The organism is Gordonia sp. UCD-TK1, assembly GCF_001691435.1.
Taxonomy (GTDB): domain Bacteria; phylum Actinomycetota; class Actinomycetes; order Mycobacteriales; family Mycobacteriaceae; genus Gordonia; species Gordonia hongkongensis.
On sequence record NZ_LZMP01000022.1, the window covers coordinates 17,493 to 40,588 of the forward strand.

Genomic DNA, 23,096 nt, shown 5'->3' on the forward strand with positions numbered 1-23,096 from the left:
CGCGTCGTACTAGATCGTCATCGCCTCGCGCACAGCACTTTCGGCGGTCGTGCCGCCCTCACCCGACGACGTCACGCGGCCGCTCTCCAGCACGTAGTACCGCTGCGCCGCCTCGAGGGCGAACCCGATGTGCTGTTCGACGAGGAGCACGCCCAGCCCACCGCGCTGGGTGAGCGTGGTGATGGTCTGCTCGATCTCGGCGACGACCGACGGCTGGATGCCCTCGGTCGGCTCGTCGAGGATGAGCATCCGCGGCTCGGTGATGAGCGCGCGCGCGATCGCCAGCTGCTGACGCTGGCCGCCGGACAACAGGCCGGCGCGTCGACCCAGCAGCTCCTTGAGTGCCGGGAACATGTCCAGCATCTCGGCGACCAGCTCCTTGCCGCGTTTGCGGCCGTCGGCCACCACCTGCAGGTTCTCGGCAGTGGTGAGATGGCCGAAACTCTGCTGCCCCTGGGGCACGTAGGCGATGCCGTGCCCGACCCGTACGCTCGGACGCGCCCGGGTGATGTCGACGCCGTCGAACGTGATGGTGCCCTTGGTGGTCTTCACCAACCCGACGGCCGCGCGCAGCAGGGTCGTCTTCCCGGCCCCGTTGTGTCCCATCACCGCGACGACGCCGTCGGCCGGTACCTCGATGTCGACCCCGTGGATCACCTCGGTCCGACCGTAGCCCGCATGGACTCCGGAGATCTTCAGCATGGTTCAGCCCTTCTCCGTGATCGGTTGCGTTGCAGCCGCGTTCGCCGAAGTCGCAGTCGTGTCGGAGTCGACCTCGGCGGCGATCTCCTCGAGTTCTTCACCGCCGGCCGCGGTCCCGAGGTACACCTCCTGGACCTTCGGGTTCGCCTGGACCTCGGCGACCGTGCCCTCGGCGAGCACCCGACCCCGTGCGAGCACGGTGACCGATGTCGCGAAGGACCTCATGAAGTCCATGTCGTGCTCGACGACCACGACGGTGCGCTCACCGCCGATGCGGCGCAACAGGTTCCCGGTCTCCTCACGCTCTTCGTGGCTCATCCCGGCGACCGGCTCGTCCAGCAGCAGCACCGAGGCGTTCTGCACCAACAGCATCCCGATCTCGAGCCATTGCTTCTGACCATGGGCCAGTACGCCCGCGGGTGTGTCGGCCAGGTCCTGCAGGCCGATGGTTTCGAGCGCCTCGGCGATCGAGTCGGGGATCTGCGTCGGTCGACGCCGCAGCATCGTCCACACCGAACGCCCGGCGCCCGCGGCGATGTCGAGGTTCTGCAGCACACTCAGTTCCTCGAAGACGCTCGCGGTCTGGAAGGTCCGGCCCACCCCGAGCCGCGCGATCTGGTGCACCTTCTTGCCGACCAGTTCGACACCGGACTTCTGGATCGAACCGGTGGACTTCACCAGGCCGGTGATGGCGTCGATGATGGTGGTCTTGCCGGCACCGTTCGGACCGATCAGGAACCGCAGATCACCCTGCAGCAGTGTGAGATCCACGTCGGAGACGGCCTTGAAACCGTCGAACTCCACGCTGAGACCGCGCACCTGGAGGTAGTCGCTGTCCATCCCGGCGTTGCCGCCGGCGACCGGCGGGTGCCCGACGACCGTCGATTCTGCTTCGGTCATGACGACGCTCCTACCTTGCTGCTGGTGTGTTCGTCGATGTCGGCGGTCGGGGACGAATCCGGCGCCCTCTTCCGGCGCCACTTGACCAGTGCTCCCAGGCCGGCCAGCCCGGCCGGGAAGAACCCGACGACCACGATGAACAGGATTCCCTGCGCATAAGTCCAGCCGGACGGGAAGCTCTCCGACAGACTGGTCTGCGCCCAGGCCACCGCGATGGCGCCGAGGACCGGGCCGAGAAGCGTTGTGCGCCCGCCGATGGCGACGCCGATCAGGAAGGCGATCGACGGCACGATCCCGACGTCGGCGGGCGAGATGATGCCGACGATGGGAACGAACATGGCCCCCGCGATGCTCGCGAACAACGCCGCGATCGCGTAGGCGACGACCTTGGTGTTGGCCGGGTCGTAGCCGAGGAACCGAACCCGCTCCTCCTGGTCGCGGACGGCGACCAGCAGTTCGCCGTACCGGCTGTACATCAGCTGACGGGTGATCGCCACGACGGCGAGCAGGATGGCCGCGGTGATGAAGAACAGCAGCTGCCGGTTCACCGGGTCGTTCAGGGCGAGCCCGAAGAAGCTGCGAAAACGGTTGAGGCCGTTGCTGCCACCGGTGGTCTGCTGACCGATGAGCAGGATCGCGAAGGCGGCGGCCAGCGCCTGGGACAGGATGGCGAAGTAGGCACCCTTGACGCGCCGTTTGAACACGCCGAGACCCAGCAGGATCGCCAGCAACGTCGGTACCAGCAGAATGCCCAGGATCGTCACCACCGGCGAGGCGAAAGGCTTCCAGTACCCCGGCAGTTCGCTGATCCCGGCGATCTGCATGAAGTCGGGCACGTCGTCGCCGCGCAATTCCGCGTCGGAGATCTTCAGGTGCATGGCCATGATGTAAGCACCCAGCCCGAAGTACACACCCTGGCCGAGGGTGAGCATGCCACCACGACCCCAGGCCAGGCCGATGCCCACCGCGACGATGCCGAAGCAGAGGAACTTGCCGAGCAGGTTGAGACGGAAGTCCGAGAGGACGGCGGGAGCGACCGCGAACAACAGGATGGCGGCGACGCCGAAGCCCGCCCAGACCTTCCAGGAACTGCTGAAATAGTCCTTCACACAAGACTCCTCGACTGGACCGTGAACAGCCCCTGCGGCCGGATCTGCAGGAAGATCACGATGATGACGAACACGGCGACCTTCGCCACCGACGCCGTCGTGTTGTATTCGATGAACGAGTTCAGGACGCCGAGCGCGATGGCCGCGATGACCGCGCCCTTGATCTGGCCCAGCCCGCCGATGACGACGACCAGGAATGCGTCGATCAGATAGGTCATCCCGGTGTTCGAGCTGGTGGATCCGATCAACGTCAGTGCGACCCCGGCGATGCCGGCGAGTCCCGAACCGATGAAGAACGTCGTGATGTCGGTTCGGCGGCTGGAGATCCCGCTCGTCTCGGCGAGATCCCGGTGCTGGACGACGGCGCGGATGCGCCGACCCATCGGCGTGTACTTCATGGTCACCGCGATCGCGGTGACCGCGACGATGGCCAGCAGCATGATGAACAGGCGTGTCTTCGGGACGACCGCGCCGAGGATGTCGACGCCGCCGGACAACCACGACGGTGCGACGACGTCGACCGCCGGCGCGCCGAAGATGTCGCGGGCGAGCTGCTGGAGGATCAATCCGACACCGAACGTCACCAGGAGTGTGTCCAGTGGGCGGTCGTACATCCGCTTGATCAGGGTGACCTCGAGGAGAACGCCCATCAGGCCGCCGACGAGGAACCCGATGACCAGCGAGACCAGCAGGGACACCCCGGCATTGGAGATCAGGTATTCCTGCACCGTGTACGCGGTGTAGGACCCGGCCATGATGAACGACCCGTGGGCCATGTTGATCACGCCCATCTGACCGAAGGTCAGGGACAGGCCGAGAGCTGCGAGAAGCAGGATCGAACCGAGACTGAGCCCGGTGAAGAGCTGTCCGATAACGGTTTCCACGTGTCTATCCGTTCGTCGTCGGCGAGTGCCGCGTTCGCCGGGAGGGACCGTGCGCGACCCGTCCCGCGTCGCCGGAGGACGCGGGACGGGTCGTCGACGGTGTCAGTTGCTCAGGCCCTCGGCCCACGGGTACGACTTCAGGTAGGGGTCCGGCTCGATCGGCTGACCCGAATCCCACACCGTGTAGATCAGTCCGTCGCCACGGATCTCACCGATGCGCGCGGTCTTGGTGATGTGGTTGTTCTCACCGTCGATCGTGACGAGCCCCTCCGGAGCATCGAAAGTGACTCCGCCGGCCGCCTTCTGAACGTCGGCGACGGCGAACGACTGGGCCTTCTCGACGGTGTTCTTCCACAGGTAGACCGAGACGTAGGCGGCCTCCATCGGGTCGGAGGTCGGCTTGTTGGCACCGTAGGCGGCCTTGTAGTCACGGACGAACGAGGCGTTCACCGGGTTGTCGACGGTCTGGTAGTAGTCCCACGCGACCAGCTGGCCCTCGATGTTGTCCACACCGATACCGCCGACCTCTTCCTCCGCGATGGACACCGAGACGACCGGCATGGCCTGCGGGGTCAGTCCGACGTTCTTGTACTCGCGGAAGAACGCGACGTTGGAATCGCCGTTGAGAGTGTTGAACACGGCGTCGGCGTCGGCGGTACGGACCTTGTTGACGATCGTCGAGAAGTCCGTCGAACCGAGCGGGGTGTAGTCCTCGCCCTTGATCTCGATGCCGTTGGCCTCCGCGTACGCCTTGATGACACGGTTGGCCGTCTGCGGGAAGACATAGTCGCTACCGACGAGGTAGAGCGACTTCACGCCCTCCTCCTTCAGGTACTCCAGGGCCGGCACGATCTGCTGGTTCGTCGTGGCGCCGGTGTAGAAGATGTTCGGCGACGACTCCAGGCCCTCGTACTGCACCGGGTAGTACAACAGCGAGTTGTTGTCCTCGAAGACCGGCAGCATGGCCTTGCGGCTCGACGACGTCCAACCGCCGAACACCGCTGCGACGCAGTCACTCGAGATCAGCTTCTCGGCCTTCTCCGCGAAGATCGTCGGCTCGGAGGCCCCGTCCTCGCCGATGAGCTGAATCTGTTTGCCCAGCACTCCGCCGTTGTCGTTGATCTGATCGACGGCGAGCTTGATCGAGTCACGCACGGTGACCTCGGAGATCGCCATGGTGCCCGACAGCGAGTTCAGCGAGCCGACCTTGATGGTGCTCCCGGAGGTGTCGACACACGATTCGGCGCTCGATGCCGATTCCTCGCTGGCCGAACTGCCACAGGCGCTCAGGACCAGCGCCACCGCGGACAGCGCCGCGGGGACCAGGATGCCGTACCGCCGACGGCGTGACCGGGTCGGGGCGGACGGCGGGATGTCCGCCGGCGGGGGGCCGGGCGGCAACGGAACAGACGGCATCGGCGAAGCCTTTCTCATTACGTCTCAGGTCCACTCAGATGGGGGCACGACGAACACGCGGCCTGTCACCGCGTGACCCCCGATGAGATACGCGTCGCAAGCCTTGCGATCTGGCGTATGGGAGGTAAACGTAAATTGACTTTGTTACACCGGCGTGACGTGAGATGAAATCGATGTTTCCGCTTCCGGACCCGCCGTCACGATCTGATGCCGGCGAATTCCGTTGCCTTCATTGAAGTTTCGGAGCGACCCGGTTTGACACGAGCGCCCACAGCGGCTAACGGGCGAACGAGGCCTCGATTTCGGCACGGGTACGCTCGGGGTCAGATCCGAGTTCATAGCGCGGAAGCGTGTGCGGCACCGTCGTCCCGTGCGCCACGCGACGACGAGCGGCCGCGAACTCCGGCGCCTCCCCCATCGTCAGGTGGGCGGAGTTGATCAGACCCCACACCGCACTCCGGCGCGCACGCCGTTCGACCGGATTGGGCGGGCGGTACATGATGAGCTGCTGGGCCCAGCGGGGCATCGTGTCACGGATCGCCCAGTCCACGGCGCCCTGGGCCGGGTTGCGTACGTTCAACCCGGTGGCCATCGCATTGCCATGTGTCAGTGCGAGTTTCGGCAGGTACTCGGCCAAGCAGGTGAGGGTGTCGGCTTTGGTCGTGGGCAGGTCGGTCCCACCCAGCGCGTGACCGACGCGCACGAATTCCCGGTAATAGCCGTCGAGTTCGGCGCCCCGCAGCGGCTGCGGGTGGTAGATCTCGTGCGCGGTGGCGATACCCCAGACGACGGTGGCATAGTTCCAGCGAAGCCAGGCCGGATCGTCGGCGTCGTAGGCCGCACCGTCGGGCCGGACACCTTTGATGGTGTGGTGCATCGCGCGTACCGTCCGCGCCAGTCGCTCGGCGGACTCGGTCGAGCCGTACGCGGTCCCCATGAAGAAGGCCAGCGAGTGCCCGAGTCTGGTCATCGCGCCGTCGGGATCGATGGACAGGGTCGGGGTTCCGTCCTCGCGGCGCCGGACCAGCCGCGAGTGCTGCACACCCATCCAGAAGATGCTCGGGTCGAGACGCTCCRGGTACGACGCACACTGCAGACCGAAGATGAGCGCGGGCGTGTGCGAATGGACGTACCAGGTCGCGCTGCCCGGGCCGAACCAACCCGGATCGCCGGCCGGCTTCTCGAAGTCCATCCCGCGGAAGAACTTCGCTCGGACGTGGGCGTCGAACTTGCCGTTCAGCCAGGACCCGACGAACTCGTGCGGGAGGGGAACCGGAATCCAGTCGGTCGACGGCAGTCGGAGAGGAGCCATGGACACAGTCATCTACAGACCTTCCGCTCGGGTCGACCATTGGTCACGGTCGTACCCAGAGTAACTATTTGGGTACAGGCGTGACCAGATCTGTGCGGGGTACGCTGGCGGCCGACTATGGTGAGCAGATGTCCTCACCGACCCGCTGGGCGGGCGTACCGCTCGCGGACCGGCGCGCGGAGCGTAGAGCGGCCCTGATCGCGGCCGCCTTCGACATCTTCGGAGGCGTCGGCGCGGAAGCCGAGCTGTCGGTCCGCTCGGTGTGCCGGTATTGCGGCTACAACACCCGGTACTTCTACGAGAGCTTCTCCGACACCGACGATCTGCTCGGCGCGGTCTACGACACCGCGACGGCGGAACTCGGCGTGGTGGTCGAGGCCGCGATGCGCGAGGCGGGCCCCTCGGTCCGGTCACGCACCCGCGCGGGTATCCGTGCGGTCCTCGGCCACGCGTCGTCGGATCCGCGGCGCGGCCGCGTGTTGTTCACCGCCGGGGTGACCAATCCCGTTCTCGCCGAACGGCGGGCCACCACCCAGGGCATGCTCCGCGACCTCGCGTTCGCCGAGGCCGACGCCCGCGACACCGACCGGCTCACGAGCCGGGTGCGGGCCGCGATCTTCACCGGCGCGATGTCCGAACTGGTGCAACAGTTCTTGGCCGGCAGCCTGGGTGACGACCTCGACCGCGTCGTCGACGAGGCGATGGCGACCCTCCTGCCTACCCGAGACGTTTCATGAGACCGCGATCGAGGGCCCGGATCATGACCAGGCAGCCGAGGCCGGACAGGATCAGGCCGGTCGCGAAGATCGCCGGGAACCCGAACAGGTCGCCGACGATCCCGGCGGCGAACCCGGCCGCGCCCTGCACGCCGACCACCGCGCACGCGAACAAGGTGTAGTCGCTGCCCTCGTAGCCCTTCTGGCACGCATCCATCATCAGGGTGAACACCGCGACGGTCGCCGCGCCACCCAGGATGTGCTCGGCGAGGCTGGCCGTGACCACCAGCCAGAAGCCGCCGACGCCGATCGACGCGACCAGATACACTCCAAGACTGAGTGTCTGGGTGACACCGCCGACGAGCAGTGCGTGCCGCCGACCGTAGGTGTACGCGAGCCACCCGCCGAGCGCGGCTCCGCCGAGCGCTCCGGCCGACGACAACGCACCTTCGACGAGCGCGATCTGGCCCAGTGTGAGTCCGATGTCGGACATGAACGGGCCCACCAGCGCCGACGCCATCGAGTTACCGAACTTGAACGCGCCGACGACGAGGATGAACGTGATCACGCCCGGACGTCGGAGCCGCGACGACCAGCCCGTCAGCAACAACCCGGGCGACACCCGCTTCGACGGTGTCGGCTGCGCATCGCCGGTCGGTCGGCTCGGCTCACGGGCGAGAAACCACACGCCGACGGTGACCGCGAACAGGAGCACCGCCATCACGACGAACAAGGTGCGCCAGCCGGCGAACGAGAACAGCCAGAGGAGCCCGCCGCCGCCGGCGATCATGCCGATTCGGTACGCGCCCACCTGGATTCCGTTGCCCAGACCGCGCTGACGCGGCTCGAGCATCGACACCGCCAGCCCGTCGGTCGCGATGTCCTGCGTCGCCGACAGCAGGTTGATGACCGCGATGCCGATCAGGAGCCAGACCAGGGACCCGGACAGATCGAGCGTCGCCAAGACGAGTGCGACGACCGCCGACGACAACTGCAGGGACACCAGCCATCTGCGCCGGGTGCCGTAGGCGTCGACATAGGGCGCCCACAGGAATTTCAGGCCCCAGGGCGCGAACAACAGTCCGTACACGCTGATCTGGGTCAGTGAGTAACCCTCCTCGCGGAGGATGACCGGCACCGCCTGGCTGAAGAATCCGTAGGGCAGGCCCTGCGCGAAGTAGAGAACGGTGAGCAGCGACAGCGTGCCGACCGCGAGCCGGCCCGAGCGCACAGTCGACATGGGTGACATCATGCCGCACAGATGCGAGTGCGGCGGTGGGCGGCCGGTCAGAGTGCCCGGTGACGCGTCAGGGCGAGCCGGTGGCGCGCGATGCGATGCCGTCGAGAATGAGCTGCAGCCCGAATTCACGGTCGTCGGACTCCCCGCCCGCGCTCTGCATCGCCGCGAACAGGTACGGGTACTGCGCGGGATCGGCGAGACCGGTCAGCACCTGCTCGAAGTCCGACTCCACATCGGTACCCGTCGCACGCCGCATCTCGATCTCCAACCGGGTTGCCGACAGCACATACTGGGCGAGCAGGCCGAGGATCTCGAGTTTGTCGTCACCGGGCAGGTCGAAATCCTTCAGGATCTCGAAACCCGCCTCCATCCAACGCATTCGACGCGGCCCCGGGACCGCGACCGTCAGCGGCAGTTCGAGGAACCAGGGGCGTTCGACCATGCCGTCGATCTGCGCCCGCGTCCACGCCGCCAGATCCTCGCGCCACTCCCCTCGGCGCGGCGGCAACGCGAGCTGACCCGCCACCGCGTCCACCATGAGGCTCAGCAGCTGAGCCTTGCCGGACACGTGGCGATACAGGGCCATGGCCGAACAGCCGAGCGCCTCACCCACGCGCGCCATGGAAACCGCGTCGAGGCCGTCGGTGTCGGCGATCGCGATCGCGGCGTCGACGATGCGGTCGAGATCGAGGGCCGGTTTGGGACCACGGCTGCCCGCCCTGCCACCTGTCCACAGCCGTTGCAGCGTCTCGTCCCCACCCTCTGCCATTCGCGATCCTCTCGGTCGGCGACCCTTGCCGTCGCGCACAACTGCGTCTACTGTACGCAGTTACTGGAGTAAACAGTTTTACACATAAACAGATCGGAGTCCGACATGACCGTCCCGGACCGTTCGTCACCCATGCCGGTCGAGGCCGTCTGCCTCACGAAATCGTTGGGCCGCGGGGACTCCCGGGTGCCCGTCCTGCGCGGGCTGGACCTCGACGTCGGCGCCGGGGAGGTCGTCGCCCTGCTCGGCCCCAACGGCGCGGGTAAGACGACCACGGTGCGCATCCTGTCCACCCTCACCCGCCCCGACGGAGGGACCGCCCGCGTCGGCGGCTTCGACGTCGTCGCCGATCGCCGCCGGGTCCGCGAGATCATCAGTCTGACCGGGCAATACGCGGCCGTCGACGACAAGCTCACCGGTCGCGAGAACCTGAGGATGATGGGTCGGCTCGCGCACCATCCCCGCCGCACCGTCGATCACCGCGTCGACGAACTCCTGCTCGCCTTCGATCTCACCGACGCCGCCGACCGACTGGTCGCGACGTACTCCGGCGGTATGCGCCGGCGTCTCGATCTCGCCGCGGGACTCCTCGACCGGCCGGTGGTCCTCTTCCTCGACGAGCCGACGACCGGCCTCGACCCGCGCAGCCGTCAGATGCTCTGGCAGGTGATCGACGACGTGGTCGCGCAGGGGACGGCAGTCCTATTGACCACGCAGTATCTGGAGGAGGCGGACCGCCTCGCCGACCGCGTGGCCCTCATCAGTGGCGGCCGGATCGGGACCGCCGGTACACCGGCCGACCTGAAACGCCGCGTCGGCGAGGCCGCGCTCGAGTTCGTCGTGCCGACCGCGGCCGACGCCACCGCCCTCGCCTCCGACCTGGCGGCTTTCGGGCCGTCGGTCCAGTCGACCATCGTCCGCGTGCCCACCGACCGGTCGGTGGCCCACACACGCGCGGTCCTCGATCTCGCCGATCGGACCGTCGCCACCGTCGATTCCTGGGAATTGCGCTCTCCCACACTGGACGACGTGTTTCTCGCGGCAACCGGACAACCCGCCGAACCGGCCACCGGGAACGAGGTCGCGGCATGAGTCTCACCACTGCCCTCGCCGAGCGCTCGTCGTCGAAGCGACTACGGCACCTGCAGATCGACGCGACCACGATGTTCGCGCGATCGCTGCGCATGATGAGCCGCGATCCGGACGAGTTGATCCTCGCGCTCGTCCTGCCGATCGCCATCATGCTGATGTTCGTCTACGTCTTCGGCGGCGCGATGTCGGTGGGTACCGACTACATCACCTACGCGACTCCTGGAGTCATCCTGCTGTGCGCGGGCTACGGCGCGTCCAATACCGCACTGGCGGTGGCGAATGACATGAACGGCGGCGTCATCGACCGCTTTCGGTCGATGCCCATCGTGGGCGCGACCATGGTGTTCGGCCATGTCGCGGCCAGCCTGGTGAAGAACTCCGTCTCCACCGCGGTCGTCCTGATCGTCGCGGTCGCCATCGGTTTCCGGCCGTCGGCGTCGCTGTTCGAATGGCTCGGGGCCGCCGGGATGGTCCTCGCCTACATCCTGGCCATCACCTGCCTCGCCGCGTTCATCGGCGTGGCGGTGCGAACGCCCGCCGCGGCAGGCGGTTTCGGCTTCGTCATGCTCTTCCTGCCGTATGTCTCGAGTGCGTTCGTGCCACCCGAGACGATGCCGGCCTGGCTGCGCGGCTTCGCCGAGGCACAACCGGTCACACCGGTCATCGAGTCCATTCGAGCCCTGCTGGTCGGCATGGGCACCGGCGGGTCACCGGTGCACGATCTGACGTCGACAGCGGTGACGGGCCTGGCCTGGTGCGCGGCGATCGCGCTGGTGTCACTCGCGGCGGCCGGCTGGGTGTTCGCACGCAAAGGGCGGTGACGCGAGGACGGCCGACTAGCCTGTCGCGCCACCGGTGAACGGTGTTGCCGCCTTCTGCGGCGAGGCGCCGGGCCGGGGGCGGTACCCGCTCACGATGGACATCCGGTTGAACGCGTTGATGGTCACCGCCGCCCAGATCAGCACCGCGGTCTGGTCGGTGTCGAGGATGTCCGTCGCCCGGTCGTAGGCGAGGTCGGCCGCGTCGTGCGCCGGCAGTTCGGTGACGAGCTCGGCGATCTCCAGAGCCGCTTGCTCGACGTCGTCGTAGAGGTCCGGCGCATCCCGCCACCCGGCCATGACGTCGATCTGCTGCGTCGTCAGACCCGCAGAGCGGCCCAGTTGCGCATGGAGATCCATGCAGAAGGCGCAACCGTTGAGCTGCGAACACCGCAGGTTCACCAATTCCACGAGGGACCGACTCAGCCCGATCGATTCGGCGGCCGCGGCGACCTCGGCCGATACCGCGATCAGCTTTCGGTAGACCTGCGGCGTGGTCTTGTCGATTCGCACCCGTTGCGCAGGCATGGCCCCACAGTAGACATCAGCCCGTCACAGTGGGAAACAGGCATCAGCCCGCCATCGCGGGAAACGCCAGCGCCACGAGCATGAGGGCGAACAGGAACCACGCCGCGCCCTGCCACATCGGCCAGGTGCCGCCCCGGCGATAGGTGCGGTAGGCGTTGACCAGCGCACCGATCCCGCCGAGAAGGAACACACCGGGGACGAGCGACGCGAGGACGATATTGGCGCGGTCGACGGCGAGGAAGACCGCGCAGGCCACCGCGCCGAGCGCGACCACGGCCACGACATACAGGGCCGCGGACCGGTAGCTTCCGGTGTCCTGCCAGCGCTTCTCGACGTCGGCGCGTCCACGGTCGGCAGCATTGTGCGGATCAGTCATGGTCCAGCGATACCCTGCCGGGCCGTCCGGCAATCACGTCGCCGCGCACCCCGTCACACGAATCCCCCACCCCTGGTGGGTAGGACTACTCATCCATGCCGGGGCGCGACCGGTCATCGTCGACACATGAACTCTCCCAGCAGCACATTCGGCGGCGATCCGAGTACTGCCACCCTGGCGCGGATCTCGACCGAGTTCGACGCGATAGCACGCCAGATGTCCACCGTGTCAGCCGAATTCGCCGAGCTGCGACGTATCGTCGCCGAGCCCGACGAGCCTGCTCGCGACGTCGCCCCCGCACCGCAATCCGCCGTGCAGCCACCCGCCGCCGGCCTCACCCCACCGACGGTGGCGGCAGCTCCTGCGCAGGCCGCGGGACCTCGGCCCACACCCCCGTCCCGGCCCTGGTTGCCGACGGCGCCGCCACCGGTCGGCCACCAACGACCCCCGATCGCTCCGCCGGGCCCGCAAGGTCCTCCGCCGATGCCCCGCCCGGCGAGTGCGCGACCGTATCCGCCGGTCGCGTCGCCTCCGCGGCCGGCCGGGCCGTCGATGTCCGAACGGATCGGCGCGGCCGCCGAACGCGGATTGATCGGCAAGATCCTCGCCACCGCCGGCGTGGGCGTGACCCTCATCGGTGTCGCACTGCTCCTCGTCCTGGCCGCACAGGCCGGATTGCTCCGCCCGGAATTCCGCGTCGCGGGTGGCGCGGTCCTCGCCGCGGCGCTCGTCGCCGGCGGGATCTGGTCGCGCGGCCGGCCCGACGGCCGGATCGGTGCCATCGCGCTGACGGCCACCGGGATCGCGGCGGGTTACCTCGACGTCCTGGCCGCGACCAAGATCTACGACTGGTTGCCCATCGTCGTGGGCCTCGGAGTCGCGGGACTCGTCGCCGCGGCTGGGCTCGCGCTTGCCCATCGGTGGCGCAGCGAACACCTGGGGCTGCTCGTCGTCGTGCCGTTGATCGCTCTGGCACCGGTGCTCACCGGCGGACTGGACACCACCCTCATCGCGTTCATGGTGGTCCTCGCCGCGGCATCGGCGTGGGTCCAGCTCGGTCGCGACTGGATCTGGCTGCATGCCGTGCGGCTCGCCGCGCCCACGATTCCGTTGACCCTGGTCGGTGTCCTCGCGCTGGCCGGCTGGACGTCGGCCGGTGCCGCCGACACCGTCTTCGCGGCCGCGGTCGTCGTGGTCGTCGTGCTGGGGGTCGCCGGCGCCCTGATCGCGATGCCCACCACGCAGTTCCGGGAGACGCTGGCCGGTCTGGCGAGTGCGACGACCATCCCCGCGTTGTTCGCCGGAGCGGTGATGAACATGCCGGGCGCGGTGATCCTGCAGACCTGCATCGCCGGCGCGCTGATCGGAACTGTGTTGATCGGATCGGGGCTTCCCGACTCGCGTACCGGCTCCACCCCGCGCGTGCCCGACGTCGTTGCGCAGATCTGGTCCGCGACCGCCCTTCTGCTGCTGTTCGTCGCCGTTCTGGTGGCCTTCGACGGCACGGTGGCGATCACCGTCCTGCTCGGCCTGGCAACGGTGACCGCGCTTGTCGCCCGGACATGGTCGACGACCTCGCGGGTACTTCTCGCCGGTGGCTCGGTCCTGTGGGCCATCGGTTTCGCGGCGCTACTCGACGCGGCGCCGCCGTATGTGCTCGCCGATGCGGACCTGATGCGACGGGACGCGTCTCTGGGGATCGTCGTGGCGAGTGTGTTCGCGGCCGCCGGCGCCCTGGTCCTGGCCGCCGGGTGGGCCCGCCTCACCGACGAGAAGGTCTCGCGCGCAGCCCATATCGCCGCCGGAGTGGTCGTCGTCTACGCACTCACCGCGATCAGTGTGACCGCAGGCGTCCTGGTCGCCGGGTCGGACGGCTTTCTCGCCGGTCACGTGCTGGCGACCACCTGCTGGATGGTCCTCGCGGGGACGGCCCTGGCCTATGCCCGGCGTCGCACCGGTGCCGCACGTACCGCCGCGGTCACCGGGGGTCTCGTCCTCGTCGCGGCCGCGATGGCGAAACTGTTCCTCTTCGACCTGGCCACCCTCGACGGGATCTTCCGCGTGATCGTGTTCATCGTGACCGGACTCATCCTGCTCGGCCTGGGCGCCTGGTACGCCCGCGCCCTCCAGGACGACCCGGCCGAGCCGGATTCGGCGACAGCCGTATGACCCTGCCGAACAGTATGACGTCGTGCCCGSAWTSCGGGCACGACGTCATACGGGTCGGCGCCGGGACTAAGCGGTCGTCGTACGGACGGGCGCGGCCACGTCGACCTCGGTCGTCGCGTCGTGGGCGGGGGGTCGACGATCCGGAGCGGTCCGTACATGGGTGAAGTACAGCGTCAGACCGACGAAGGTGAGTCCGCCGACGAGATTGCCGATCACCGTGGGGATCTCGTTCCAGACGAGGTAGTCGGCGATCGAGAAGTCACCGCCGAGCATGAGACCCGAGGGGAAGAGGAACATGTTGACGATCGAGTGCTCGAAGCCCATGTAGAAGAACAGCATGATCGGCATCCACATCCCGATCACCTTGCCGGGCAGGGATGTCGACATCATCGCGGCGACGACACCGGTGGACACCATCCAGTTGCACAGCACGCCGCGGATGAACAGCGTCAGCATGCCGGCGGCCCCGTGCTCGGCGTAACCGACGGTACGGCTGTGGCCGATCTCGCCGAGCCGCTGTCCCACCTCGTCGGGTGCGACGCTGAATCCATAGGTCAGGATGACCGCCATCATCACCGCGACCAGGATGGCGCCGAGGAAGTTCCCGAGGAACACCAGACCCCAGTTGCGCAGCATCGACCGGACCGTGACTCCTCGTCGCTTGTCGAGCAGTGCGAGTGGCACCAGCGTGAACACACCGGTGAGCAGGTCGAATCCCATCAGGTAGAGCAGGATGAAGCCGACCGGGAACAACAGCGCCCCCAGCAGCGGCTGGCCGGTCTGCACGGTGACGGTCACCGCGAAGGCCGCGGCCAGAGCCAGGATCGCGCCGGCCATGAACGCCCTGATCAGGGTGTCGCGGGTGGACATGAACGCCTTGGACTCGCCGGCGTCGACCATCTTCACCGCGAATTCGGACGGTTTCACATAGGACATGTGGTTCTCCTCGAACTCCTCAGTTGATGCGCCCATGGAACCGAGGCCACATGTCCGTTCGGTGTCATCGACGAGTCTCCCTGTTACACCGCCCTCACTCGGTCCAGGTCGCGGTGTGAAGTTCTGGTGTCGTCGCGGTCGGCGGTGGGCGTGTCGATCGTGTGAACACTGCCGAAAGTCGCTGACTCGACTTGGCATCGTGCCCGCCGATGGGCAATGTGGGTGTGGTCCAACACTATCGATGGAGATGACGATGACCACCCCGATCATGCCGAAAACCGATGCCGCAGAGCTGATCAACGCCGCGCGGATTCGCCAGGGACTGACGTGGGCGACAATTGCCGAGAAGATCGACGCCCCGTTGGTCTGGACCGTCGCTGCGCTGCTGGGCAAACATCCGGTCCCGGCCACGAAGGCCACCGCCGTGGTGGAACTGCTCGGCCTCGGCGAGGGCGTCGCCGAGAGTCTGCGGCAACAGCCGACGCGTACACCCGACGAGGCGGCGACTAGCGACCCCACCATCTACCGCTTCTACGAGGCGCTCGACGTCTACGGGCCCGCGCTGAAGGCACTCATCCACGAGGAGTTCGGCGACGGCATCATGAGCGCCATCAACTTCAACATCGACATCCGACGCCGGCCCGACCCGAACGGCGACCGCGTGGTCGTGACCTTCGACGGGAAGTTCCTTGACTACAACTGGTGAGCCACCTGGTGAACCTCGCGGGTCACCGAACGCAGGGCCAGCATCGTCGACGCGTAGACGGCCGGGTCGGTGGGGTCGAAACCGAGCACAGTCCGGATCCGTTCGAGCCGCTGATAGAGGCTCTGCCTGCCGATGTGGAGCGCCGCAGCCGACCGCGTCGCGCTGCAGCCGTGCGCCAGGTGCACCGCCAGGGTCCGGACGAGGTCCGACGAGGAGCGTCCATCGGCCGCGACGAGTGGTTCCACCAGGGACCGCAGCTCCGTCCGAAGAGCGGGATCCAGCGCACCGATCGCCTCGTCGACGAGGAGTTCGCGCGAGGTGAACACCCGACGTCCCGCCTCGAGACCCGCGGCGGTGGACGCCGCGAGCCCGAGTTGTCGCCCGCATCGACGCAGTGAGGCGGAGAGGGCGGACGCCACATCGGCGCCGGGCCCGACATCGTCGATGACACAGGGGTTTCCGACGACGACCGTGGTGCGTCCGATTCGGTTGCCCTGCCGTGTCAACGAGGACGCCACCCGGTCGACCGGGTCGGTGGCGCCCTCTCCTCCCCCGGCCGGCACCGCGGCCAGTGCGTAGACCGTGGCGTCGACGATGCTGCGTGCCACCGAATCCAGCTCGGCGCCGGCGACCGCGGCATCGGCCATCCGCGGGTCGGGGGCCTCCGCCGCAAGGGGCACCACCACGGTGGGCGCCCCCACGGACACCCCCGCGGCGGCCAGGCGTGCCCGCAGATCCGCGGGTCGCATCGGTCTGGCGTCGACCAGGTCTTCGACGAGCCGCGCGGCCAGGGCCGAACCCCGGACCCCGGTCCGGGTCAGGCCGACCGCCACCGGACCGGCGGCCGCACGCAACAGACTCTGCGCGAACGGGACCGGGCCGTCGTCGGTGCGCTCGCCCACGATCAGCCGGGCGATCGGACGTCCCTTGCTGTGGACCGTGGCGTCCGATACGGCCCGGTCGACGACCCGCCACGCCGCCGAGTCGTCGTCGACGCCGTGCGCGGACAGCAGCGCCCCGGATGTGGACACGAGAACGACAGGCGCATGCAGGGTTTCGGCCACATGGCCGAGCATGGGCGCGACCCCGGCACCGGCCGCCAGGTCGTCGTGGAGTGACTCCACGAGAGTCGAGCGGACTCGTAACTCGTCGACCTCGCGGGCGGCGATCGCGGTGTTGACCGCTCGGCACACGTCGATGAAGGGGACCACCGCCCGGAGTTCGATGATCGGCAGCCGGACCGCCGATCCCGCCCGCACCATCTCCTCGGGTACCGCCTCGAACGTCCGACCCACTTCGATCGCGACCGCCGCGACCCCGCGCTGCGACAGGTCCTGCACATAGTGCTTGCGGGTGCCGGCATCGAGTCCGCGCAGACCGAGCCCCGTCGTGAGCAGCAACTCGCCGCCGGTGAGCAGCGGCCCGATCTCGTAGATCTCGCTCGAATGCACCCACCGCACGGGTGCGTCGAGACGTTCGTGGCCGCTCAGAACCCGCGGCTCGGCGACCGCCAGGTGGTCGTCGAGGATCTCCCGAAGCGTCGGGGTGGCGGTATCCGTCGGGGGTCGATCGAGCGTCATGGACGAAGACAATATGCACCGGCGGCCTCGGCCGCAGTACGACGATCTGTCAGTTGTCACCGTCGGAGCCACCCGGCACTCTCGAAGCATGACGATCTCGCTGCCCGGCCATGCCGGTCTCGACGTGTCCGGGATGCTCGACGTCGCCTACCGGGAGGCACGGACGAGCCTCGACGAGGGCGGCATCCCGATCGGCGCGGCCCTCTTCGCGGCCGACGGCACGCTGCTCGGCGCGGGCCACAATCGGCGCGTGCAGGCCGACGATCCGTCGGCGCACGGCGAGACCGATGCCTTCCGCGCCGCGGGGCGGCAACGGGATTACGGGCCGACGATCATGGTGACGACCCTGTCGCCGTGCTGGTACTGCTCCGGCCTCATCCGCCAATTCGGCATCGGCACGGTCGTCATCGGCGAACACACCTCGTTCTACGGCGGAGAGGACTGGTTGCGTGAGCACGGTGTCGAGGTCATCGTGCTCGACGACGAGCGGTGCGCGGAGATGATGTCGTCGTACATCGCGGCCAATCCTGCGGTGTGGAACGAGGACATCGGGGTCGCCCCGGCCGACGAGAACGTGGAGATGTCATGACCGACAGCCCGGTACTCACCGTCGACCTTCGGGAGTGGCAGGCCGGAGGTGCTGCCGCGCAACGGGTCTGCGCCGCTGTCGATGAATCCCTGCAGCAGGCCGGGTTCCTGCTCGTCACCGGGCACGGACTCGATCCCGAGTTGCCGAGCTCCCTTCGCGCGGCGGCCCGTCGGTTCTTCGCGCTCCCGGCCGACGTCAAGAGCCGGTACTCCGCCGGTGTCGGCGGCCGCGGTTGGATCGGTCCCGGCAAGGAGGCCAACGGTTTCGCCGAGGGCACCGAGACCCCGCCGGACCTGAAGGAGTCGTTCACCTCCGGTGCGCAGACGCCGGTGGGCATACCCGAGATCGACGGGTACTGGTTCGCCCCCGACGTGTGGCCGGCAGAGACGCCCGAACTCCGAGAACTGTTCACGGCGTGGACGTCTCAGATGCGGCGGCTGTCCGACGACCTGCTGGCGCTGATGGCCGCCGCACTCGGCCTCGTCGGCCCGGACAATCCGTTCCGCGACCTCGCGTCGACGCCGACGTGGTCGTCCAACATCAACCACTACCCGCCGCTGCACGACGTCGGAACCCCCGAACCCGGCCAGTTCCGCATCGGACCGCACACCGACTTCGGCACCGTCACCATCCTCGACCGCGAACCCGGCGCCGGCGGATTGCAGGTCTACAGCGAGCAATCGGGGTGGGCCGACGCACCGTGGAACCCCGACGCCCTGACCGTCAACATCGGGGACATCCTCGAGTACTGGTCGGCCGGGCGCTGGCCCGCGGGCCGGCACCGCGTCCTGCCACCGCAACCCGACGCACCCGCCGAGGATCTCGTCTCGCTGATCTTCTTCTACGAACTCGATCACGACGCCCTCGTCTCCCCCGTCGCCCCACCCGTGGGCCGCCGCGCCGGACTCGGACCGGTGGTGTCCGGGGACTTCATCCGGCAGCGCCTCGACGCCATCACCGTCGGCTGAGACCTGGCCCTCCACTAATTCGAATGAAACGCATAACCCCCTGCTCGCTTCGCTCGCACCTCAGCCGGCGGCCGGCCGGGGGAAAATTCCATCCCCGTGAGCAGGATCGAAGGGCAATATTCCCTTCGATCCTGTTGAGCGGGACGCGAATCGCGCTTAGCGCCAGACCCCGCCTGCAAAGCGGTGCGTGCGGACCCGTCGCCGTCAGGCGCGCTCGCGCATCACGCCCACGTGGCGGACCGTCCCGGAGATGCCCGGGATCTGTTTCACCGGCGACCAGGTGCGCATCCCATCGGTGCTGTCGGAGTCGAGGTATCGGCCGTTCCGGTAGGCGTCGAGGTACATCCGCCAGGCGCCGTTCGGTAGCTGGACGACGGCGGGACCCTCGACGAGACGACCCCAGTTGCCCGGCGGCACGAACCGGTAGGGCCCGAACAGCGAGCCCGAGACCGCGTGCTCGATGAACTTTCGCGTCTCGTTCTTGGTGAATGCATGATAGGTCGGCCCGACCTTGATGACCGTGGTGTCGATGTGGTCGGCGCCGATGCTCAACAGCGGCACGGGCGGACTCCACATCCGCAGCCCGGGATCGAGCGCCGTCATCACGTACGGGACGAAACCACCACCGGTCTACATCGACAGGATCACGTTGACCCGGCCACCCTCCACGAACCATTCGGGCGCCCAGGCCTTGGTCGTGAACGGCGACAACGACGGACCGTCACTCGAACCCGCCGACCCGGACGAGCCGGACGAACCTGATCCGCTCGAGCCGAATCCCTTGCCGTCACCGGTCCCCGGCAGGAACGCACAGCACAGCGGCACCGGCCAGTTGTACAGGAAGTTCCAGTTGACGCGGTCGCGGCTGCGCGCGAACCCGATGCTGGCCCCGTCGGCGGTCGTCTACGTCACGTAATACCAGCCGTCGGTGTGCCGGAAGATGCTCGCATCCCGGACATAGCCCGTCGGCGGCCGGTACGCGGACCTGCGCACCAGGGTGTACTCGAGGCCGTCGGAGGACTCGTACACGTCCATGTCGCGCGCACTCGCATTGCTGAACGCGACCATCGTGTACCGCCAACCCGAGGGCGCGGCGGCACTGCTCGCCGGCGTCGGGACGAGCAGCCCGGCCACCGCGAGCAGGACCACGATCGCCGCGGCGAGGACGGTTCGTCTGGAAGGAGTCACCGATGCAGAATCGACGACGAACGGCGCACGATGTGCAACTTTCACCCGGAAGGTCGTCGGTTCCGGCCGCACGGATCGCCAGGGCGAATCCGTGCGGCCGGTGACGATCACCGGGTTCGACGAATCGCCGTACCCCTAGCTGCCGTTGGCGTAGAGCGCCAGGAGCGGACCGATGAAGGCGAACAACATGGTGAGACCGAGTTCAGACGAGGACACTGGAGACCTTTCGACATGTGCCAACTGGATGGCCGTTGAGCCCGACTGCGCGCATCGGCCAGGCAACACCATGTCATGCGACATGTCGTTTGTCAGGCGAATGATCAACAAAAACCGTTCCTGCACAGGGGATTTGATGTGCGCGAGCGGCCACTCGTCTCAGTCAGGCGTCCCAGTCGTCCGTCTGCCCGACGCCCGCAACCGGCTGTCGAGTTCGGCCATCAGGCGGGCCGCCCGCGATGCGCCGACCCCCGGTTCCGGGTACCGACACAGCACATCGATGAGCTCGGGTGGTGTCCGGTTGCACACGGCCACGATCATCTCGTTCCCCACCGTCGGGTCTCCGCCGCTGTCGAGTTCGGCGATGTATACCCGGTTCACCGCGGCCCGCAGGATGTGACCGACCTGGTGCGCTTTCGCGATCGGATGCAGATATGCCGCCGCCGCTGCGTCGCCCGCGGCTTGGGCGGCCAGTCGAGCGGTCTCCGACTGCGCGTCCTTCGCGGCCCGATGCGCTGCGAAGGCCGCCGTCCGCTGTCGCGTCGATCTGCGTGCGCCGGCGGCGAATTCCCGGGCCGCCTCGATGGCCGCGCGGGGACGCGGGTCGTCGGGCCGCGTTCGCTCGAAGACCGGCAGCACTTCTTCGGCCCACTCGGTCGCACAACGCACGACGACCCGCAAGTCGTCATCGGGCAACTCGAAGTCTGCCATCGGCCGAAACGCTAGCAGTGTCCTCACACGGTCGCCGACAACCCGCCGCCATCCGGATCGCGGAGCATCGAATGGACGACGAGGCCCGTGTCGACCGGAGTCGTTGCGGTGACGACGAACCCGCGACGTCCGTAGATCATCACATTGCGATCGTCGGAGGTCTCGAGCGCGACGCACGCACCCGGAGGAGGAGTCCTGTCGTCGACCGCGGCGAGTCCGGCGCGGACCAGCGCGCTTCCCAGCCCCTTGCCCTGGCGGTCCGGGTGGACTCCGAGTGTCGCCAGGTTCCATGCGCCTGCCGGGTGCGCAGGGGTCTCGGCCCGGGCGACCGCGGCCAGCCGATCGCCGTGCAGGGCGGCCGCTTCGGCCTGAAACTGTCCATCCGGCTCCGGCACATCCGGGGGCAGCAGGGCGATCACGCCGCACCGGTCCGTGGTGACCAGCACGACACCGTGGTCGAAGGCGTATCCCAGATACATCCGTTGTAGTCGGTGCAACCGTTCCCGATAGCCGTCCTCGGGAATGGACCATCGAGTCCAGGGATAGGCGTCGAAAGCGGCGGCGAGAGTGCCGGCGGCATCGTCGAGATCCGCGATGATCGCGTGGTCGATGGAAATGTCACTGTCCTCGAGGGTTGAGTCGGATGCGGGTGGTCGGCGGGTCACATTACCGCGGAACCACATTCGGTCGACACTGATATCTCGTGGCGCGGGAAATCCGCAGTGGACAGGTCAGAGACACCTGAGAGTCCGCGTCGAGCTTGTCAGCAAATCCGCAGGATTTCCGTAGCCCTGTTCACATGAGGCGCAGGCATCGTGGTGCCGTGAACACGCCCCAGACCCCCATGCCCGACGACGACCACGACCCGATCACCGAACCCTTTGCGCCGCCGCGCGGACCGGTGCCGCCGCCCGGGCCCTGGGCGATGAACCCGCAGGCCACCCCGCCGCCATTCGTCTCACCCCCGCCGCCTCCTCCGGTCGCGCGGCAGCGGGCCGGCGTGACGAAGCCGATCATCGTCACCGCGCTCCTCGCGGGACTGCTCGGCGGCGCCGTCGGCATGGGAGGCAGTTCGCTGCTCGGGCACGACGCCGCGTCGGTACCGATCCTCAACTCGCAACCGGCCGCCGCGGCCAACGCCGCCGACGCGCAACCCGGTTCGGTGACGTATGCCGCGAGCGTGGCGTCGAAGTCGACGGCCGACATCAAGGTCCAGACCGCGAACGGCACGGCGGTGGGCAGCGGTATCGTCCTCTCCCCCGACGGTTACGTCCTGACGAACCACCACGTCGTCGCCGGGGCCGGCTCCGGCAGCACGATCGTCGTCACCACCGGCGACGGGCATCAGCACAACGCCACCGTCACCGGGAACGCCCCGTCGTACGATCTCGCGGTCATCAAGCTCGAGGGTGCGTCGGGATTGACCCCGGCGGCACTCGGTGATTCGGATGCGCTGAAGGTCGGCCAGCAGGTGGTCGCCGTCGGCAGCCCGGACAGCCTGACCAACACGGTGACGTCCGGCATCGTCAGCGCGCTGTCGCGGACGGTGACCGCCGGCGACACCAGTGGTTCGTCGCTCACCGTGTACAACGGTCTGCAGACCGACACCCCCATCAACCCCGGCAATTCCGGTGGGCCACTGGTGAATCTGCAGGGGCAGGTGATCGCGGTCAATTCGGCGGTGGACACCGGCCAGGCCGCGTCCGGTGGACCGCAGTCCTTCGGGTTGGGTTTCGCGATCCCGATCAACACCGCCAAGCGCATCGCCAATCAACTGTTGCAGGACGGTCAGGCCACCAAACCCGTGATGGGAGTGTCGGGTTCACTGTCGGCCGGCGACCGGACCGAGGGCGCGACCGTTTCGTCGGTGCAGCGTGGCGGGCCCGCGGCAGACGCCGGTATCCGGCAGGGCGACGTCATCACCAAGGTCGGTGACACCACCGTCTCCGACTACGCCGACCTCATGGCGCAGATCCTCACCCACGAGCCGGGTGAGACCGTGCCGGTGACCATCGGTTCCGGTTCGGGTGCCCGGACGGTCCAGGTGAAGCTGGGCAGTGCCGTCGACGAGCAGGAGACGACGGTGCCGGAGTCCGGCAGCGGATCGGGCGGTTCCCCGTTGCCGTTCGGCGGCAACCCCTTCGGCCAGAACCCGTGACCCGAGCTGCGTC

22 protein-coding genes and 1 pseudogene are annotated in these 23,096 nt (G+C 68.0%); 8 read left to right on the forward strand and 15 right to left on the reverse strand.

The window, feature by feature from the left end; translation table 11 throughout:
• Nucleotides 1–9: 9 nt before the first annotated feature.
• The 6 genes from urtE to A9310_RS13385 all read right to left on the reverse strand — a co-directional run bounded on the left by urtE (nucleotide 10) and on the right by A9310_RS13385 (nucleotide 6,335).
• Entirely contained in the window at nucleotides 10–702 is a 693-nt protein-coding gene (gene urtE / locus A9310_RS13360) for an urea ABC transporter ATP-binding subunit UrtE (protein ID WP_065631048.1), read from the reverse strand.
• A 3-nt stretch (nucleotides 703–705) separates the two neighbouring features.
• On the reverse strand, nucleotides 706–1,602 hold the full coding sequence (gene urtD / locus A9310_RS13365; RefSeq protein WP_065631049.1) for an urea ABC transporter ATP-binding protein UrtD: 897 nt from the start codon (nucleotides 1,600–1,602) through the stop codon (nucleotides 706–708).
• Nucleotides 1,599–2,711 carry an urea ABC transporter permease subunit UrtC gene (urtC, locus tag A9310_RS13370; protein WP_065631050.1) on the reverse strand — a complete coding sequence of 371 codons (1,113 nt, stop codon included), beginning with the start codon at nucleotides 2,709–2,711 and terminating at the stop codon, nucleotides 1,599–1,601. Before urtC ends, urtD begins: the two co-directional genes overlap by 4 nt.
• Nucleotides 2,708–3,595: an urea ABC transporter permease subunit UrtB gene (urtB, locus tag A9310_RS13375; RefSeq protein ID WP_058252491.1), complete on the reverse strand. Its 888-nt coding sequence runs from the start codon at nucleotides 3,593–3,595 to the stop codon at nucleotides 2,708–2,710. The genes urtC and urtB overlap by 4 nt, the downstream gene beginning before the upstream one ends.
• 102 nt (nucleotides 3,596–3,697) lie before the next feature.
• Nucleotides 3,698–5,011 carry an urea ABC transporter substrate-binding protein gene (urtA, locus tag A9310_RS13380; RefSeq protein ID WP_091344393.1) on the reverse strand — a complete coding sequence of 438 codons (1,314 nt, stop codon included), beginning with the start codon at nucleotides 5,009–5,011 and terminating at the stop codon, nucleotides 3,698–3,700.
• A 277-nt stretch (nucleotides 5,012–5,288) separates the two neighbouring features.
• Nucleotides 5,289–6,335, reverse strand: coding sequence for an oxygenase MpaB family protein (locus tag A9310_RS13385; RefSeq protein WP_065631051.1), 1,047 nt, complete (start codon nucleotides 6,333–6,335; stop codon nucleotides 5,289–5,291).
• A gap of 116 nt (nucleotides 6,336–6,451) precedes the next feature.
• Between A9310_RS13385 and A9310_RS13390 the strand changes: the two genes are divergently transcribed.
• Nucleotides 6,452–7,060, forward strand: a complete 609-nt coding sequence (locus tag A9310_RS13390) for a TetR/AcrR family transcriptional regulator (protein ID WP_065631052.1) — start codon at nucleotides 6,452–6,454, stop codon at nucleotides 7,058–7,060.
• Here A9310_RS13390 and A9310_RS13395 read toward each other — a convergent pair.
• Together A9310_RS13395 and A9310_RS13400 are read right to left on the reverse strand one after the other, a co-directional pair.
• On the reverse strand, nucleotides 7,041–8,279 hold the full coding sequence (locus A9310_RS13395; protein ID WP_065631084.1) for an MFS transporter: 1,239 nt from the start codon (nucleotides 8,277–8,279) through the stop codon (nucleotides 7,041–7,043). The two genes, A9310_RS13390 and A9310_RS13395, sit on opposite strands and share 20 nt — an antisense overlap.
• 67 nt (nucleotides 8,280–8,346) lie before the next feature.
• The gene (locus tag A9310_RS13400) at nucleotides 8,347–9,048 is read right to left on the reverse strand and encodes a TetR/AcrR family transcriptional regulator (RefSeq protein WP_065631053.1); all 702 of its coding nucleotides are present in this window, start codon (nucleotides 9,046–9,048) and stop codon (nucleotides 8,347–8,349) included.
• A 105-nt stretch (nucleotides 9,049–9,153) separates the two neighbouring features.
• On the opposite strand from A9310_RS13400, the gene A9310_RS13405 reads away from it, so the two are divergent.
• On the forward strand, nucleotides 9,154–10,140 hold the full coding sequence (locus A9310_RS13405; RefSeq protein ID WP_065631054.1) for an ATP-binding cassette domain-containing protein: 987 nt from the start codon (nucleotides 9,154–9,156) through the stop codon (nucleotides 10,138–10,140).
• Nucleotides 10,137–10,961 (forward strand): ABC transporter permease, encoded by an 825-nt coding sequence (locus A9310_RS13410; protein WP_083207371.1) that lies wholly within the window; start codon nucleotides 10,137–10,139, stop codon nucleotides 10,959–10,961. The genes A9310_RS13405 and A9310_RS13410 overlap by 4 nt, the downstream gene beginning before the upstream one ends.
• Before the next feature lie 15 nt (nucleotides 10,962–10,976).
• Here A9310_RS13410 and A9310_RS13415 read toward each other — a convergent pair whose 3' ends face one another.
• Together A9310_RS13415 and A9310_RS13420 are read right to left on the reverse strand one after the other, a co-directional pair.
• On the reverse strand, nucleotides 10,977–11,486 hold the full coding sequence (locus A9310_RS13415) for a carboxymuconolactone decarboxylase family protein (protein ID WP_065631055.1): 510 nt from the start codon (nucleotides 11,484–11,486) through the stop codon (nucleotides 10,977–10,979).
• Between the two features lie 43 nt (nucleotides 11,487–11,529).
• Nucleotides 11,530–11,862, reverse strand: coding sequence for a hypothetical protein (locus tag A9310_RS13420; RefSeq protein ID WP_064571124.1), 333 nt, complete (start codon nucleotides 11,860–11,862; stop codon nucleotides 11,530–11,532).
• Between the two features lie 126 nt (nucleotides 11,863–11,988).
• Between A9310_RS13420 and A9310_RS13425 the strand changes: the two genes are divergently transcribed.
• The gene (locus A9310_RS13425) at nucleotides 11,989–14,031 is read left to right on the forward strand and encodes a DUF2339 domain-containing protein (protein ID WP_065631056.1); all 2,043 of its coding nucleotides are present in this window, start codon (nucleotides 11,989–11,991) and stop codon (nucleotides 14,029–14,031) included.
• 66 nt (nucleotides 14,032–14,097) lie between these two features.
• Here A9310_RS13425 and A9310_RS13430 read toward each other — a convergent pair whose 3' ends face one another.
• Nucleotides 14,098–14,967 carry a formate/nitrite transporter family protein gene (locus A9310_RS13430; RefSeq protein WP_065631086.1) on the reverse strand — a complete coding sequence of 290 codons (870 nt, stop codon included), beginning with the start codon at nucleotides 14,965–14,967 and terminating at the stop codon, nucleotides 14,098–14,100.
• Nucleotides 14,968–15,220: 253 nt separating this feature from the next.
• On the opposite strand from A9310_RS13430, the gene cynS reads away from it, so the two are divergent.
• A complete protein-coding gene (cynS, locus tag A9310_RS13435; protein ID WP_058252560.1) occupies nucleotides 15,221–15,673 on the forward strand; it encodes a cyanase in 453 nt (150 codons plus the stop codon).
• On the opposite strand, the gene A9310_RS13440 is transcribed toward cynS, so the two are convergent.
• A complete protein-coding gene (locus A9310_RS13440; RefSeq protein ID WP_065631057.1) occupies nucleotides 15,661–17,253 on the reverse strand; it encodes a PucR family transcriptional regulator in 1,593 nt (530 codons plus the stop codon). The two genes, cynS and A9310_RS13440, sit on opposite strands and share 13 nt — an antisense overlap.
• Nucleotides 17,254–17,341: 88 nt before the next feature.
• Between A9310_RS13440 and A9310_RS13445 the strand changes: the two genes are divergently transcribed.
• Both A9310_RS13445 and A9310_RS13450 read left to right on the forward strand, forming a co-directional pair.
• Nucleotides 17,342–17,842 (forward strand): nucleoside deaminase, encoded by a 501-nt coding sequence (locus A9310_RS13445; RefSeq protein WP_065631058.1) that lies wholly within the window; start codon nucleotides 17,342–17,344, stop codon nucleotides 17,840–17,842.
• A complete protein-coding gene (locus A9310_RS13450) occupies nucleotides 17,839–18,810 on the forward strand; it encodes an isopenicillin N synthase family oxygenase (RefSeq protein WP_065631059.1) in 972 nt (323 codons plus the stop codon). Before A9310_RS13445 ends, A9310_RS13450 begins: the two co-directional genes overlap by 4 nt.
• A 204-nt stretch (nucleotides 18,811–19,014) precedes the next feature.
• On the opposite strand, the pseudogene A9310_RS13455 reads toward A9310_RS13450, so the two are convergent.
• From A9310_RS13455 to A9310_RS13465, 3 genes and pseudogenes are all read right to left on the reverse strand, one after another.
• Nucleotides 19,015–19,959 (reverse strand): annotated as a pseudogene (locus A9310_RS13455) (arabinofuranosidase).
• Between the two features lie 414 nt (nucleotides 19,960–20,373).
• Entirely contained in the window at nucleotides 20,374–20,925 is a 552-nt protein-coding gene (locus A9310_RS13460; RefSeq protein ID WP_065631060.1) for a putative immunity protein, read from the reverse strand.
• Nucleotides 20,926–20,948: 23 nt separating this feature from the next.
• Nucleotides 20,949–21,590, reverse strand: a complete 642-nt coding sequence (locus tag A9310_RS13465; protein WP_254661256.1) for a GNAT family N-acetyltransferase — start codon at nucleotides 21,588–21,590, stop codon at nucleotides 20,949–20,951.
• Between the two features lie 134 nt (nucleotides 21,591–21,724).
• Between A9310_RS13465 and A9310_RS13470 the strand changes: the two genes are divergently transcribed.
• Nucleotides 21,725–23,083: a S1C family serine protease gene (locus A9310_RS13470; protein ID WP_065631061.1), complete on the forward strand. Its 1,359-nt coding sequence runs from the start codon at nucleotides 21,725–21,727 to the stop codon at nucleotides 23,081–23,083.
• Nucleotides 23,084–23,096: the final 13 nt, after the last annotated feature.